Source organism: Superficieibacter sp. (genome assembly GCF_032071645.1).
Taxonomy (GTDB): Bacteria; Pseudomonadota; Gammaproteobacteria; order Enterobacterales; family Enterobacteriaceae; genus Superficieibacter.
The window spans coordinates 253,135-267,702 of the sequence record NZ_DAMAPU010000005.1 but is presented as its reverse complement, the minus strand read 5'-3'; the positions used below and the strand labels follow the sequence as shown (position 1 = coordinate 267,702).

Sequence of the window (14,568 nt, the reverse complement as noted above, 5' to 3'; positions counted from 1 at the left end):
ACGCGGGGGGTTAACTCCCCGCGACAAACGCCGCTTTCGTCAGGCGAAACGACCAGTCGTCATAATATTCATCGTTCAGCAGAAACGCTTTCTCCAGGGACTCAACCCGCCTGAAGCGGGCTTTTTCCAGCACTCTCACCGAGCCGGTATTCTCCGCCAGCACCCACGCATTCAGCGCTTCTACCGGCGTCTGATAAAAAGCGTACTCACACAGCGCCCGCAGCGCTTCGCTGGCGATCCCACGTCCCTGAAACGCAGGCAGTATGGAATAGCCGATGTCCGCCTCGCCGGGATGCGCCTGACTGACCCGCAGGCCGATATCGCCAAGCGGCGTCTCGTCCCCGTGCGCACGGATCACAAAGGCATTCTTTTCCTTCAGCCGCTGTTCAAAGATGCGACGCGTATCGGCTTCATTGGCAATATTCGCCATATAGCGCATGACGTCGCTGTTCTGGCGCAGTGTGCGAAAGAATGACCAGTCGGTTTCCTGAAAAGAAGAAAGAGTAAAGCGGGGCGTCAATAGCGTAAGCATAAATATCATCAGTCCGGTGAAGCAGGCGGGATACCTTATCACCGGACGAGAAGCAAAATCATCCTGCTATTAACGCCGGGTGCCTACTAAATCCTGGAGGGCTTCGTCCAGGTCGTACCAGCGGAAGGCGAAACCGGCGGCCTCCAGTCGCTTCGGCAGGGCGCGCTGACCGCCGAGCACCAGCACCGAGGATTCGCCCATCATCAGCCGGACAATCGGCGCGGGGGCGCGCATCAACGCCGGGCGATGCAGGGCGTGGCCGAGCGCGTGGGCAAACTGTTCATTGCGCACCGGATACGGCGACACCATGTTAAATGGCCCGCGCAAATCGTTGTCCAGCAGCCAGAGAATGCCGTTAAGCATATCGTCGATGTGGATCCATGCCAGATACTGACGGCCATTGCCAATCGGCCCACCGAGGCCGAGGCGAAACAGCGGCAGCAGTTTTGCCAGCATCCCGCCATCCGGTGTCAGCACCGCGCCGGTACGCAGCAGGCAAATGCGGGTTTTATCGCTTTGCGCACCGCAGGCAATCTGCTCCCAGCGGGCGCAAAGCTTATGGGTAAACTCGTTGTGCGGCGGCTCTTCTTCATTAACCACTACTTCACCGAGATCGCCATAGTAGCCGATGGCAGAGCCGGAGATGAGTACGGCGGGCGGCGTTTCGCTGGCATTGATCAGATCCACCAGCCGCTGGGTTAACTGCCAGCGGCTCTGGCACAGGCGCTGTTTTTGCGCCTCCGTCCAGCGTTTGTCGGCAATCGGCTCTCCGGCAAGATTAATCACCGCGTCGATGCCATCCAGCGTGCTGTGTCCGTCCAGCCCTTTCCACAGCGTGACCCGGTCATTGAAGGTCTGGCGCGCTTTCTGAGTATTGCGGGTGACCAGCGTTATCGTATGCCCCAGCTCCAGCAGGCGTGGAATAAGGTGACGACCAATCAGGCCAGTACCGCCGGTGAGCAGAATATGCATATCCCCTCCGTGATGGCGCTTAGCGCTGCCAGCTCATGGTCATCGAGACCGAGTCGGCATAGCGCAGCGCATGAAGTTTATCGATCTCCACTTCAGCATAGGTTACCCACGGATGCTCACAGGCGAGATTGAGCACATCCTGAGTTAATTTTTCCAGCAGCGAGAAACGATGATTTTCAACGTGCTGAATAATGCTTTTGGTGAGCGTGCGATAGTTCAGCGCGTCCTGAATGTCCTCGCTGGCGCGCGCATGCTCCGCCGGATAATGAATGACGACGTTAATGACAATATCCTGACGGTTAGCGATCTCTTCTTCTTTGATTCCAATAAACGTACGCAGGCGCAGGTTTTTAATCCGAATAATAGCGTCTGATAGCGGCATTGTTGTTTTCTCCGTGGCTTCCAGAACATCCATCATACCCAACTACGGCTGCGCCAGCTGCAACGCTTTTTCGGTGGCCGGGCGATGAAGAATGCGCTGATACCAGTTGTTGACCGCCGGGTAATTATTTAAATCAATCCGCTGGCGCTGGCTGGCATGAACCCACGGCCAGCAGGCGATATCGGCGATGCTGTAGTGCTCGCCGCCAAGCCAGGGCGCACTGCCCAGCCGTTTGTTAAGGACGTTATACAGGCGCTGCGTCTCCACCTGATAACGTTCAATGGCATAAGGGATGGGCTGCGGGGCAAAATGGTTAAAGTGATGATTTTGTCCCAGCATTGGACCAAAACCGCTCATCTGCCAGAACAGCCACTGGAGCGTGGTATGACGTTCGCGCAGTTCGCCGCTGAGCAACTGACCGGATTTTTCGGCGAGGTAAAGCAGGATCTCCCCCGACTCAAACAGGCTTAACGGCGCGCCACCGTCAACGGGATGACGATCGACGATCGCCGGGATTTTATTATTCGGTGAGATGGCGAGAAAATCGGGGCGAAACTGATCGCCTTTACTGATGTTGATCCGAATCAACTGGTAGTCGATCCCGGTTTCTTCCAGAAAGAGGGTGATCTTATGACCGTTGGGGGTCGGGGCATAGTAGAGATCAATCATCATTACTCCCTTTGTGCGGATTTTCTCAGGTCTGCTGAAAGTATAGGTGCTTCCTGCGCGGGCGGTTTTTCGGCGAGGCGGGAAAGCAAAAAATCCCGTATCATCGCACTGATATATTTTTAAGGAGATGACGGTGATGAAACTGATGTTCGCGTCGGATATTCATGGCTCGCTACCGGCCACTGAACGGGTGCTGTCGATTTTCGTACAGAGCGGGGCGCGCTGGCTGGTGGTACTGGGCGACGTTCTTAACCACGGGCCGCGCAATGCGTTGCCGGAAGGGTACGCGCCTGCGCAGGTGGCGGAGCGTCTTAATGCGCACGCCGCGCGGATTATCGCAGTGCGCGGTAACTGCGACAGCGAAGTGGACCAGATGCTGCTGGATTTCCCGCTGATGGCCCCCTGGCAGCAGATCCTGACCGCTGACCAGCGCCTGTTTTTAACCCACGGGCATCTGTACGGACCGGATAACCGCCCGCCGCTGCTGCCCGGCGACGTGCTGGTTTCAGGGCATACGCATCTGCCAGTGGCGGAAAAACGTGACGGCATCTACCATTTTAATCCTGGCTCGGTCAGTATTCCCAAAGGAGGGAATGAAGCCAGCTATGGCATGTTCGAACACGGCGTATTGCGTGTTATCGCACTCAATGATCAACGGGTTATTGCACAGATAGCGATTAATCCGTAATTTACCCGTCAACCATAAACGCGCCTGTAGAGCGCTTGTAAAAGAAGGTTTCAGATGGTGGAGCAGAGTCATTTGGCAGGTATGGAGTGGGTGGACATTGTCAACGAGGACAATGAAGTCATCGCGCAGGCAACCCGCGCCCAGATGCGCGCGCAGTGCCTGCGTCATCGCGCAACCTATATTGTCGTCCACGATGGTATGGGGAAAATTCTGGTGCAGCGCCGTACTGAAAGCAAAGATTTTATGCCCGGTATGCTGGATGCCACCGCTGGCGGCGTTGTGCAGGCCGATGAAGCCATGCTGGAAGCCGCCCGCCGTGAGGCGGAGGAAGAGCTGGGCATCGCTGGCGTGCCGTTCGCCGAGCACGGACAGTTTTACTTTGAAGATGAGCACTGCCGCGTCTGGGGTGGGCTGTTCAGCTGTGTCTCACACGGTCCGTTTGCGCTTCAGGAAGAAGAAGTCAGTGAAGTCAGCTGGATGGAACCTGCCGAGATTACCGCCCGCTGCGACGAATTCACCCCGGATTCTCTCAAGGCGCTGGCGCTGTGGATGACCCGCAACGCCAGTAATGAGGCCACCAGGCTGGAAGCGGCCGAGTAAATTCGTTAGCCCCGGCGCGCGGGAAGCGTCGGGATCGCTAAACGATCGGACTAGCAGCTTTCACGCAGGCAAAGCTTCGAGGCAATCGGAGCTTTGCTTTTCCAGGTCTCATCATTCAGACGCGCCAGCAGCGCGCGGCCTGCTTCAATCCCGATTTGCCGGTGCGGCACGGCAATCGTCGTCAGCGGCGGCTGGCAAACCCGACTCACATCGCTGTCACCAAACCCGACAATCGCTAAATCATCCGGCACTTTGATGCGCCTGCGCTGGCATTCATACAGCGCGCCGCAGGCCAGTTCATCCGACACGCACACCAGCGCATCCAGCTCCGGCCAGGCGAGAATGAACTCCGGTAGCTGCGCGGCACCGGTCGAAAAGGTGGGCGGCGCGGCGGCGTTAATCACCCGGTTTGGCGACATGTGATGACGCAGCATCGCTTTATACCAGCCCTGAAGATGCTGCTGGAAAATCCACTGTTCCTGATTGGCGCACAGCAGGCCGATATTCTGATAGCCGCGCTGGATCAGGGTTTGCGTCAGTTCAAACATCGCCGCAACGTTATCAATACCGATATTCATATCGACCGGATCGGCGCTGACCGCGCCAATTTCCATTACCGGCATCGGGGAATTTTTCAGCCACTGGCGCACGGTTTCGCTGTGCTCGACGCTGAGCAAAATGGCGGCTGCGAGATTGGACGCAAGCAGCGTTTCCAGCAGCTTTTCTTCCTGCTCCAGCCGGTGCTGCGACTCTGCCAGCATGATTTGATACCCGGCAGGCTGAAGCACCTGTTGCAGCCCGGCGAACATTTCCGAACAGCCGGACTCGGCGAGATTCGGCACCACCATCGCGATGGTCCGTGACGACGCCGATGCCAGGGCGCTGGCCGCCAGATTCGGCAAATAGCCCAGCTCATGGACGGCGGCCTCAATTTTTTCACGTAATTTATCAGAAACCTGTTCTGGCGTGCGGAGCGCGCGCGATACGGTCATCGTACCCACTCCCGCGAGCTGCGCCACATCAGCCAGCGTGACCTTACCGGTATTGCGCCGTTTTCGGGTTATAGCCATTCTGTTTCCTGCGTAACCTCAATGATCTTATACGCTTTTTCGTTGTATTTGCGCGCGTTTACAGAACAACAGTATACGCCTGATACCCTTAACGTTGCTGGGATTTCCGTCAATGATCGTAATTTGATAGCGCTATCACACTTTTGGCACCTTCTTTTTGATAGCGCTATCTTTGTGACTATCATCACAGTTAACTCTATATTCCTCGCATAAAGTTTGTTCATCTTTTCCACAGGCGAGGAAAGCGAAATGCTCGAAAAATGGCTTACGGACCACACCATTCAACTGCATGACCGCGTCGATCGCTGGACGCAGGCGCTGGAGATCTGCGCGAAGCCCCTGCTGGAAGCGAAGATCATCACTCCTGATTACGTCACGGCGATTGTGCAGCAGCAGCAAAAGCTCGGACCTTACTACGTACTGGCTCCGGGGCTGGCCATGCCGCACGCCCGCCCGGAAGAGGGCGCGCGCGGGCTGGGATTATCATTACTGAAACTGCGGCACGGCGTCTCTTTCGCCGCCGAAGAATTCGATCCGGTGGATGTCATTATTATGCTGGCGGCACCTGACAAGCACAGCCACATTGAAATGATCGCCGCGCTGGCGGAATTATTCTCCAGCGAAGAAGAAATGGAAAAATTACACCAGGCGAATGACAAGGAGGAAATAAAAGCCATTATTCACGCATTCTGATTTTAACCCAGTGCCGATATGACGACATTACGCCAGGAAGCGTGATGCGTACGTACTCTACTCAAAAAAGGTGATAATAATGAAAATCATGGCGATTTGCGGCTCCGGTCTCGGCAGCAGCTTTATGGTCGAAATGAATATTAAAAAAGTGCTGAAAAAATTGAATATCGACGCAGAGGTCGAGCATTCAGATTTATCCTCCGCCACCCCAGGGGCCGCTGATTTATTTGTGATGGCGAAAGACATTGCCGCCAGCGCCAGCGTACCGGAAAACCAACTGGTGGTTATCAACAATATTATTGATATCAATGAACTGGAAGCGAAACTCAGCGCTTACTTTTCTCAACGGTAACTCCAGATAAGGCGAGGTGGATATGTTTATCCTTGAAACGCTAAATTTCGTTGTTGATATTCTTAAAGTTCCTTCCGTGCTGGTGGGGCTGATCGCGCTGATTGGTCTGGTCGCGCAGAAAAAATCTTTTTCCGATGTCGTGAAAGGCACGGTGAAAACGATCCTCGGTTTTATTGTGCTGGGCGGCGGGGCGACGGTATTAGTCGGCTCGTTAAATCCTTTGGGCGGTATGTTTGAACATGCTTTTAATATTCAGGGGATTATTCCAAACAATGAAGCGATTGTTTCCATTGCGCTGGAAAAATACGGTGCCTCAACCGCATTAATTATGGCGTTTGGGATGGTGGCGAATATTATTGTGGCGCGCTTTACTCGCCTCAAATACATATTCCTGACCGGGCACCATACGTTTTATATGGCCTGTATGATCGGCGTGATTCTTACCGTCGCCGGGTTTAACGGCGTGGCGCTGGTATTTACCGGTTCGCTGATCCTTGGGCTGGTGATGGCATTTTTCCCGGCGCTGGCGCAGCGTTATATGAAGCGCATCACCGGCAATGACGATATCGCCTTTGGTCATTTTGGTACGCTCGGATATGTCCTTTCCGGCTGGATCGGTAGCCTGTGTGGTAAAGGCTCACGTTCAACCGAAGAAATGAACCTGCCGAAAAACCTCAGCTTCCTGCGCGACAGCTCTATTTCTATCTCGCTGACCATGATGATCATTTATTTGATTATGGCAGTTTGTGCCGGGCGCGAATATGTGGAAAGCCAGTACAGCGGCGGTCAAAACTATCTGGTGTACGCCATTATCATGGCCATTACCTTCGCCGCCGGGGTCTTTATTATCCTCCAGGGCGTACGGCTAATCCTGGCAGAAATCGTCCCGGCGTTTACCGGCTTTTCTGAAAAGCTGGTGCCCAATGCCCGTCCGGCGCTGGATTGCCCGGTGGTCTACCCCTATGCGCCTAATGCGGTACTGATTGGCTTCCTGTTCAGCTTCCTCGGCGGACTGGTCGGGCTGTTTCTGCTGGGACAAATGAAACTGGTGCTGATCCTGCCGGGCGTGGTGCCGCACTTCTTTACCGGTGCGACGGCGGGCGTATTTGGTAACGCTACCGGAGGTCGCCGGGGCGCAATGTTCGGCGCATTTGCCAACGGTTTATTGATCACTTTCCTGCCGGTGCTGCTGCTGCCGGTTCTCGGCGCGCTGGGCTTTGCCAACACCACATTCTCTGATGCCGACTTTGGCGTGGTCGGGATTGTGCTGGGCAATCTGGCACGCTACCTGCCGCCGCTGGCGATCACCGGCATAGTGGTCGCACTGTTTGCAGCACTGGTGGCTTACAACCTTCTGGCGAAAAACCGGGCAGCGGTGGATCGTACCCATGAAAATAGCGGAGAGAAATTATGAGTCATATTCAGGAGGTATCGCAACTGGCGCGCGATATTCGTATCGCCACGCTGAAATCACTGACCACGCTGGGATTTGGTCACTACGGCGGCAGCATGTCGGTGGTGGAAACGCTGGCAGTTCTGTACGGCGAGGTGATGAAAATCGATCCTGCCGACCCGGACTGGCCGCAGCGCGATTACTTTGTGCTGTCGAAAGGCCATGCTGGTCCGGCGCTGTATAGCACGCTGGCAATCAAAGGCTATTTTCCGGTGGAAGAACTGCAAACGCTGAATCAGAACGGTACCCGGCTACCAAGCCACCCGGATCGTCTGAAAACGCGCGGCGTTGACGCCACCACCGGTTCGCTGGGGCAGGGCATTTCCATCGCGGGTGGTATGGCGCTGTCGCATAAACTGGCCGGGCGCGATAACCGCGTATTCTGCATCGTTGGCGACGGTGAACTGAACGAAGGCCAGTGCTGGGAGGCGTTTCAGTTTATCGCCCATCACCGGCTGAATAACCTGACCATTTTTATCGACTGGAACAAGCAGCAGCTTGACGGCGAACTGGATGAAATCATCTGCGCCTTTGATTTAGAAGCCAAGTTTACGGCGTTCGGCTATGACGTCTACAAGGTCAAAGGGGACGATATTGCCGGACTGCTGGAGGTGGTCAAACCGCTTCCGCAGGAGAATGCCCGTCCGCGCGTGGTGATCCTCGACAGCATTAAAGGGCAGGGCGTGCCGTATCTGGAGCAGCTCGGCAATTCCCACCACCTGCGCCTGACGGATGAAATGAAGCAGGAAATTACTCACACCATTGAACAACTGGAGGCCGCGCATGATTAAGGTTGCACCCACGGGCGAAAAAGACAGCATTGAGATGCGCAAGGTTTACGCCGGTTTCGTCAGCGAACAAATTGAGGCTGGTAGTGAAATCATCGCGCTTGAGGCGGATCTGATGAGTTCAATGGCGATGGACGGAGTGCATAAAAAGTATCCCCAGTCGGTGATTAACTGCGGGATCATGGAAGCCAACGTGATCGGTACCGCTGCCGGATTGTCGTTAACCGGACGCAAGCCTTTTGTTCACACCTTCACCGCTTTTGCCAGCCGCCGCTGCTTTGATCAGCTGTTTATGTCGCTGGATTATCAGCGCAACAATGTCAAGGTTATCGCCTCGGATTCCGGCGTGACCGCCTGTCACAACGGGGGCACGCACATGTCTTTTGAAGATATGGGGATCGTGCGCGGGCTGGCGAATTCCATTGTGCTGGAAGTGACCGACGCGGTGATGTTCGATGACATCCTGCATCAGCTTATGACGCTGGAGGGATTTTACTGGGTGCGGACCATCCGCAAGCAGGCAGCAAAAGTTTATGCTGAAGGCTCGGTGTTTACCATTGGCAAGGGCAACGTGCTGCGGGAGGGCAGCGACATTACGCTTATCGCTAACGGCATTATGGTGGCCGAAGCGCTGAAGGCGGCGCAAATCCTTGAGCAAGAAGGCGTCAGCGCGGCGGTGATCGACATGTTTACCCTCAAACCGATCGACCGGATGCTGGTGAAAAACTACGCCGAGAAAACCGGGAAAATTGTCACCTGCGAAAACCACAGTATTCACAACGGGCTGGGATCGGCGGTAGCTGAAGTGCTGGTTGAAAACTGCCCGGTGCCGATGCGCCGGGTCGGGGTTAAAGAGCGCTACGGTCAGGTCGGAACCCAGGAATTTTTGCAGCAGGAGTATGAACTGACGGCGGAAAATATTGTGAAAGCCGCGAAAGAGTTGCTGTAAGTCAAAAGGCCCGGCGCTGCCGGGCCAGTTTGCCACTTAATGATAGCCCATCAACTGCGCGCCAATCACCACCACGCTCGACATAATAAACAGCAACCCCAGCAGCGATGCGCCCACTTTCAGCCAGTTGCGGAAGTCCACCCGGCAGACGCCGAGGGTCGCCATCAGCGATGCGGAGGTCGGATAAATAATATGGCTGAAGCCGTCGCCAAACTGAAAGGCCAGCACCGTCACCTGACGGTTTACGCCGACCAGATCGCCGAGCGGTGCCAGCAGCGGCATGGTCAGCGCCGCTTGCCCGGAGCCGGAGGTGACAAAGAAATTGAATACCGACTGAAACAGCAGCATAAACCACGCCGCCACCGCATTATTCAACCCGCTGATCCCGTCTGCAATGGCGTGCAGCAGCGTATTGAGCACGCTGGCTTCCCCTGCTTCACCGCTGCCCATCAACAGCAGGATCCCTTTCGCAAAGCCCACCAGCAGCGCCGGGGCGATCATCATTCTTGCGCCGTCGGTAAATGAAGAGGCCATGATATTGACCGTCATACCGTTCAGACGGAAAACGACGGCGATAATGCCAATCACCAGGCCCATCGTGAAAAACTGGCTGGCGATTTCCGGGATAAACCAGGCGTTAACCACCACTCCCCAGATCACCCACACGATGACGGCGGTCAGCACCATCAGCACCAGCCAGTCGCCAAACGTGAAAGGCCGCTGGACGACATCATCTTGCTTGTCGCGGAAATAGCTGTCTGATGCATGCACCCGCGACAGTAGCGGATTTTTCTTCACCCGCGCGGCGTAGCCCAGCGTAAAGAGCAGGCCGATAAGCGTGGAGGCAAACCAGACAACGATGCGCAGCCCGGAGCCGGAGAGCACCGGCACGCCCGCAATCCCCTGCGCCACCACCACGCAAAACGGGTTCATCCACGAGCTGGCAAAGCCAATCTGGGTGGCAATATAAGTAACCAGCACGGTGGTAATACTGTCATAGCCCAGCCGTACCATCAGCGGGGCGATGATAATCGCAAACGCCACCGCCTCTTCCCCCATGCCAAACACCGCGCCGCCGAGCGAGAAAAGAATAAACAGCACAGGAATAAACAGCACCTCATTGCCGCGCGTGTGGCGGATAAGCGCCAGAATCCCGTTATCAATGGTCCCGGTGCGCATCACAATGCCAAACGCGCCGCCAATCACCAGCATAAACATAATAATGCCGACGGCGGTGCCGAATTTAGAGCCGGACGTTAAGCCCTCAAACGGGAAATTCATCAGCCCCGGACGCTCTTCGCCGGTGGCAAAAAGCTGAACGCGATGATATTGCTCCTCGCCAGCCTCGTTAGTCAGAATGCGAAACGAATGCGGATCGACCACTTTGCGGGTTTTGGTCTGCCCGTCGAGCTGATACTGCACTTCCTGACTGTCAAACAATCCTACCGGGACAATCCAGGTGGCGAGGCTGGTCAGAATGGCAACGAAAAAGATAATGACTAAAGTGTCGGGCATCGCCCATTTTCTGGCGGGCTGCGCATGGTGTGAAGCGGACATAGCTGACGATCCCTGTATAAAAGCAAGGGCATAAGTATGCGAATGACCGAATAATTATTCAATCGCGCGCTACGCGTCAGCAAAAAAATCGGAATTTATAAAGGTCGACGCCTTATTTAAGGAGGGCGCGAGGGGCATCGCCAGTGGCTACGCCGGGCGATCAATGACCGTTTGTACCGCGAGGCAAGCAGCGCTTCAGACAATAAAAAAGCAGCCTTGCGGCTGCTTTTATGCGCTTATCGCACTCTTACTTCTGCTGGGACGACTGGATCGCCGTCAGCGCGATGGTGTAGACGATATCGTCAACCAGTGCGCCACGGGACAGGTCGTTAACCGGCTTGCGCATACCCTGCAACATCGGCCCGATGGAGATCAGGTCGGCAGAACGCTGTACCGCTTTGTAAGTGGTGTTACCGGTGTTCAGATCCGGGAAGATGAACACGGTAGCGCGACCGGCAACCGGGGAGTTCGGCGCTTTGGATTTCGCTACGTCAGCCATGACGGCGGCGTCGTACTGCAACGGACCGTCGATCATCAGGTCAGGACGTTTTTCCTGCGCCAGACGAGTCGCTTCGCGGACTTTCTCTACGTCGCTGCCTGCACCAGAGGTGCCGGTGGAATAGGAGAGCATTGCTACACGCGGTTCAATGCCGAAAGCCGTTGCGGAATCCGCAGACTGAATCGCGATTTCTGCCAGCTGTTCTGCGGTCGGGTCCGGGTTGATCGCGCAGTCGCCGTAAACGTAAACCTGTTCCGGCAGCAGCATGAAGAAGACCGAAGACACCAGCGAGCTTCCCGGCGCGGTTTTGATCAGCTGTAGCGGCGGACGGATGGTGTTGGCAGTCGTGTGAACGGCACCGGACACCAGGCCGTCAACTTCGTCCTGCTCCAGCATCAGAGTGCCAAGCACGACGTTGTCTTCCAGCTGTTCGCGGGCAACCGCTTCGGTCATGCCCTTACTCTTACGCAGTTCAACCAGACGCGCAACATAGCTTTCGCGCACCACTTCCGGGTCCACGATTTCGATACCGGCACCCAGTTCTACGCCCTGAGCGGCAGCCACGCGGTTGATTTCATCCGGGTTACCCAGCAGCACGCAGGTCGCGATGCCGCGTTCGGCACAAATCGCCGCCGCTTTCACGGTACGCGGTTCGTCACCTTCCGGCAGCACGACACGTTTACCGGCTTTACGGGCCAGTTCGGTCAGCTGATAACGGAATGCAGGCGGAGACAGACGACGGCTGCGCTCGGAGGTCGCGGTCAGGGATTCGATCCAGTCTGCGTTGATGTAGCTGGCAACGTATTCCTGCACTTTCTCGATGCGCTCGTGGTCATCAACCGGCACTTCCAGGTTGAAGCTTTGCAGGCTCAGCGAGGTCTGCCAGGTGTTGGTTTTCACGATGAATACCGGCAGGCCGGTGGCAAATGCGCGTTCGCACAGTTTGCTGATGCGGGCGTCCATTTCATAGCCGCCGGTCAACAGGATGGCACCAATTTCAACGCCGTTCATTGCCGCGAGGCAGGCTGCAACCAGCACGTCAGGACGGTCTGCGGAAGTGACCAGCAGTGAACCCGGACGGAAGTGTTCCAGCATGTGCGGGATGCTGCGCGCGCAGAAAGTCACGGACTTCACGCGGCGGGTGTTGATGTCGCCTTCGTTAACGATGGTCGCGTTCAGGTGACGCGCCATGTCGATAGCGCGGGTCGCGATCAGGTCAAAGCTCCACGGCACCGCGCCCAGCACCGGCAGCGCGGTGGCGTTTTGCAGCTGGGCCGGATCGATTTTCACGATCTGCGCTTTGGTGGAATCATCAAAGATTTCTGACAGGTCAGGGCGAGTACGACCCTGATCGTCAACCGGTGCGTTCAGTTTGTTGACGATCACGCCGGTCACGTTCGCATTTTTCGCGCCGCCGAAGCTGCTGCGGGTCAGTTCGATACGTTCTTTCAGCTGTTCCGGGTTATCAGTACCCTGGGACATCACGAACACGATTTCCGCGTTCAGTGTTTTAGCGATTTCGTAGTTCAGAGATTGCGCAAACTGGTGTTTACGGGTCGGTACCAGGCCTTCAACCAGTACCACTTCCGCTTCTTTGCTGCTTTCGTGGTAGCGGGCGACGATCTCTTCCATCAGCACGTCTTTCTGATTGCTGGACAGCAGAGATTCAACGTAGCTCATTTTCAGCGGTTCAGCGGCAGGCAGACCAGAGTTAGTACGCACGATAGTCGTGGTCTGGTCAGGGGCGTCGCCACCGGCACGCGGCTGGGCAATCGGTTTGAAGACGCTCAGACGCACGCCTTTACGTTCCATTGCGCGGATCACGCCGAGGCTGACGCTGGTCAGGCCGACGCTGGTTCCGGTCGGGATCAGCATAATAATACGGGACACGATTTATCCTCTTTACGTTACCGCCCGGCCAGGGCGGAAGATAAAACAACACCGCCAGCATTGGCTGGCGGTGAGGTGAATCAGGCAGTCAGACGGCTGGCGTCTTGTGCAATAACCAGTTCTTCGTTAGTCGGGATCACCACAGCCGGGCGAGTGCCTTCCTTGTTGATGAAGCCGGATTTACCGAAGCGGGCAGCCAGGTTGCGTTCGTGATCAACTTCAAAGCCCAGTACGCCCAGACGACCCAGAGACAGTTCACGTACCATCGCGGCGTTTTCACCGATGCCGCCGGTGAAGACAACCGCGTCCAGACGACCGTCCATCAGCGCGGTGTAGGAGCCGATGTACTTCGCCAGACGGTGGCAGTAAACGTCCATTGCACGTTTTGCATCTTCTTTGCTGGCGTAGTTGTCTTCAACATAGCGGCAGTCGCTGGTGACTTCAGTCAGACCCAGCAGGCCAGACTCTTTGGTCAGCATTTTGTTGATCTGCTCAATGCTCATTCCGAGGGTGTCGTGCAGGTGGAAGATGATCGCCGGGTCGATATCACCGGAGCGAGTCCCCATCACCAGGCCTTCCAGCGGGGTCAGACCCATAGAGGTGTCAACGCATTTGCCGTTACGGATCGCCGATACGGAACCGCCGTTACCCAGGTGGCAGGTAATGATGTTCAGTTCGTCTACCGGTTTGTTCAGCAGTTTTGCGGCTTCCTGAGTCACGTAGAAGTGGCTGGTGCCGTGTGCGCCGTAACGACGTACGCCGTGTTCTTTGTACAGGCTGTACGGCAGGGCGTAGAGGTAAGACTCTTCCGGCATGGTCTGATGGAACGCGGTGTCGAACACGGCAACGTTCTTGTCTTTCAGCTGCGGGAAGGATTTCAGCGCTTCGGCGATACCGATCAGGTGAGCCGGGTTATGCAGCGGCGCAAAAGAGGCAGAATCTTTGATACCCTGGATCACGGACTCGTCGATGATCACAGAGCGGGTGTATTTTTCGCCGCCGTGTACGATACGGTGACCGATTGCGGTTAACTGCGCGGACAGTTCTGGTTTTTGTGCCAGAATAGTATTAACGATAAAGTTCAGCGCTTCGCTGTGAGCGGCACCTGCACCCAGAGCCGCTTCTTGTTTGCCGCCGTCTAATTTCCATTTAATACGTGCTTCAGGCAGGTGGAAACATTCGGCTAAACCAGAAATGTACTCGTCACCATTAGCTGCATCGATGATGGCAAATTTCAGTGAGGAGCTACCGCAGTTCAGAACCAGTACTAACTTACTCGACATGGAAGTACCTATTTATGATACGTGGCTAAAAAAACGTCAGTGAGTCCAGAGCGTAGCGCATCATGACGCTGACATTTATGATTAACATCATGCTCAACTCTTTTTTCAGGCATGATGGAAGGAATTCATTTGAGTCTAAGTCATTTTGCATAATTTTCAGCCAGTGGCAGATTATGCGATACTTTGACAAG

General features: G+C 55.6%; 15 protein-coding genes. 7 read left to right on the top strand and 8 right to left on the bottom strand.

Translation table 11 applies throughout. The features are described from left to right. Positions 1-10: 10 nt before the first annotated feature. The 4 genes from RT197_RS12420 to yfcG all read right to left on the bottom strand — a co-directional run bounded on the left by RT197_RS12420 (position 11) and on the right by yfcG (position 2,555). A complete protein-coding gene (locus RT197_RS12420) occupies positions 11-532 on the bottom strand; it encodes a GNAT family N-acetyltransferase (RefSeq protein ID WP_312951040.1) in 522 nt (173 codons plus the stop codon). 69 nt (positions 533-601) lie between these two features. Further along, positions 602-1,504, bottom strand: a complete 903-nt coding sequence (locus tag RT197_RS12415; RefSeq protein ID WP_312951038.1) for a TIGR01777 family oxidoreductase — start codon at positions 1,502-1,504, stop codon at positions 602-604. A gap of 19 nt (positions 1,505-1,523) precedes the next feature. After that, entirely contained in the window at positions 1,524-1,886 is a 363-nt protein-coding gene (folX, locus tag RT197_RS12410; RefSeq protein WP_312951241.1) for a dihydroneopterin triphosphate 2'-epimerase, read from the bottom strand. A 42-nt stretch (positions 1,887-1,928) separates the two neighbouring features. Then, the gene (gene yfcG, locus RT197_RS12405; RefSeq protein WP_312951239.1) at positions 1,929-2,555 is read right to left on the bottom strand and encodes a GSH-dependent disulfide bond oxidoreductase; all 627 of its coding nucleotides are present in this window, start codon (positions 2,553-2,555) and stop codon (positions 1,929-1,931) included. Between the two features lie 136 nt (positions 2,556-2,691). Here yfcG and yfcE point away from each other — a divergent pair, with 136 nt between their 5' ends. Continuing rightward, complete coding sequence (yfcE, locus tag RT197_RS12400; RefSeq protein ID WP_312951237.1) at positions 2,692-3,243, top strand: phosphodiesterase; 552 nt, start codon at positions 2,692-2,694, stop codon at positions 3,241-3,243. 54 nt (positions 3,244-3,297) lie between these two features. Next, positions 3,298-3,843 carry an NUDIX hydrolase YfcD gene (yfcD, locus tag RT197_RS12395; RefSeq protein WP_312951035.1) on the top strand — a complete coding sequence of 182 codons (546 nt, stop codon included), beginning with the start codon at positions 3,298-3,300 and terminating at the stop codon, positions 3,841-3,843. 50 nt (positions 3,844-3,893) lie between these two features. Here the strand turns inward: yfcD and RT197_RS12390 are convergent, their stop codons facing one another. Then, entirely contained in the window at positions 3,894-4,913 is a 1,020-nt protein-coding gene (locus RT197_RS12390) for a LacI family DNA-binding transcriptional regulator (RefSeq protein ID WP_312951032.1), read from the bottom strand. Positions 4,914-5,162: 249 nt separating this feature from the next. Between RT197_RS12390 and RT197_RS12385 the strand changes: the two genes are divergently transcribed. From RT197_RS12385 to RT197_RS12365, 5 genes are all read left to right on the top strand, one after another. Continuing rightward, positions 5,163-5,606, top strand: a complete 444-nt coding sequence (locus RT197_RS12385) for a PTS sugar transporter subunit IIA (RefSeq protein WP_312951030.1) — start codon at positions 5,163-5,165, stop codon at positions 5,604-5,606. 79 nt (positions 5,607-5,685) lie between these two features. After that, complete coding sequence (locus tag RT197_RS12380; RefSeq protein ID WP_312951027.1) at positions 5,686-5,958, top strand: PTS sugar transporter subunit IIB; 273 nt, start codon at positions 5,686-5,688, stop codon at positions 5,956-5,958. A 22-nt stretch (positions 5,959-5,980) separates the two neighbouring features. Beyond that, the gene (locus RT197_RS12375; RefSeq protein WP_312951025.1) at positions 5,981-7,372 is read left to right on the top strand and encodes a PTS ascorbate transporter subunit IIC; all 1,392 of its coding nucleotides are present in this window, start codon (positions 5,981-5,983) and stop codon (positions 7,370-7,372) included. After that, positions 7,369-8,202: a transketolase gene (locus RT197_RS12370; RefSeq protein ID WP_312951022.1), complete on the top strand. Its 834-nt coding sequence runs from the start codon at positions 7,369-7,371 to the stop codon at positions 8,200-8,202. Before RT197_RS12375 ends, RT197_RS12370 begins: the two co-directional genes overlap by 4 nt. Then, positions 8,195-9,148, top strand: a complete 954-nt coding sequence (locus RT197_RS12365) for a transketolase family protein (RefSeq protein ID WP_312951020.1) — start codon at positions 8,195-8,197, stop codon at positions 9,146-9,148. The genes RT197_RS12370 and RT197_RS12365 overlap by 8 nt, the downstream gene beginning before the upstream one ends. 36 nt (positions 9,149-9,184) lie before the next feature. On the opposite strand, the gene yfcC is transcribed toward RT197_RS12365, so the two are convergent. The 3 genes from yfcC to ackA all read right to left on the bottom strand — a co-directional run bounded on the left by yfcC (position 9,185) and on the right by ackA (position 14,377). Next, entirely contained in the window at positions 9,185-10,663 is a 1,479-nt protein-coding gene (gene yfcC / locus RT197_RS12360) for a putative basic amino acid antiporter YfcC (RefSeq protein ID WP_409529694.1), read from the bottom strand. A gap of 289 nt (positions 10,664-10,952) precedes the next feature. Beyond that, the gene (pta, locus tag RT197_RS12355; protein ID WP_312951015.1) at positions 10,953-13,094 is read right to left on the bottom strand and encodes a phosphate acetyltransferase; all 2,142 of its coding nucleotides are present in this window, start codon (positions 13,092-13,094) and stop codon (positions 10,953-10,955) included. Positions 13,095-13,174: 80 nt separating this feature from the next. After that, on the bottom strand, positions 13,175-14,377 hold the full coding sequence (ackA, locus tag RT197_RS12350; protein WP_312951012.1) for an acetate kinase: 1,203 nt from the start codon (positions 14,375-14,377) through the stop codon (positions 13,175-13,177). Between the last annotated feature and the right edge of the window lie 191 nt (positions 14,378-14,568).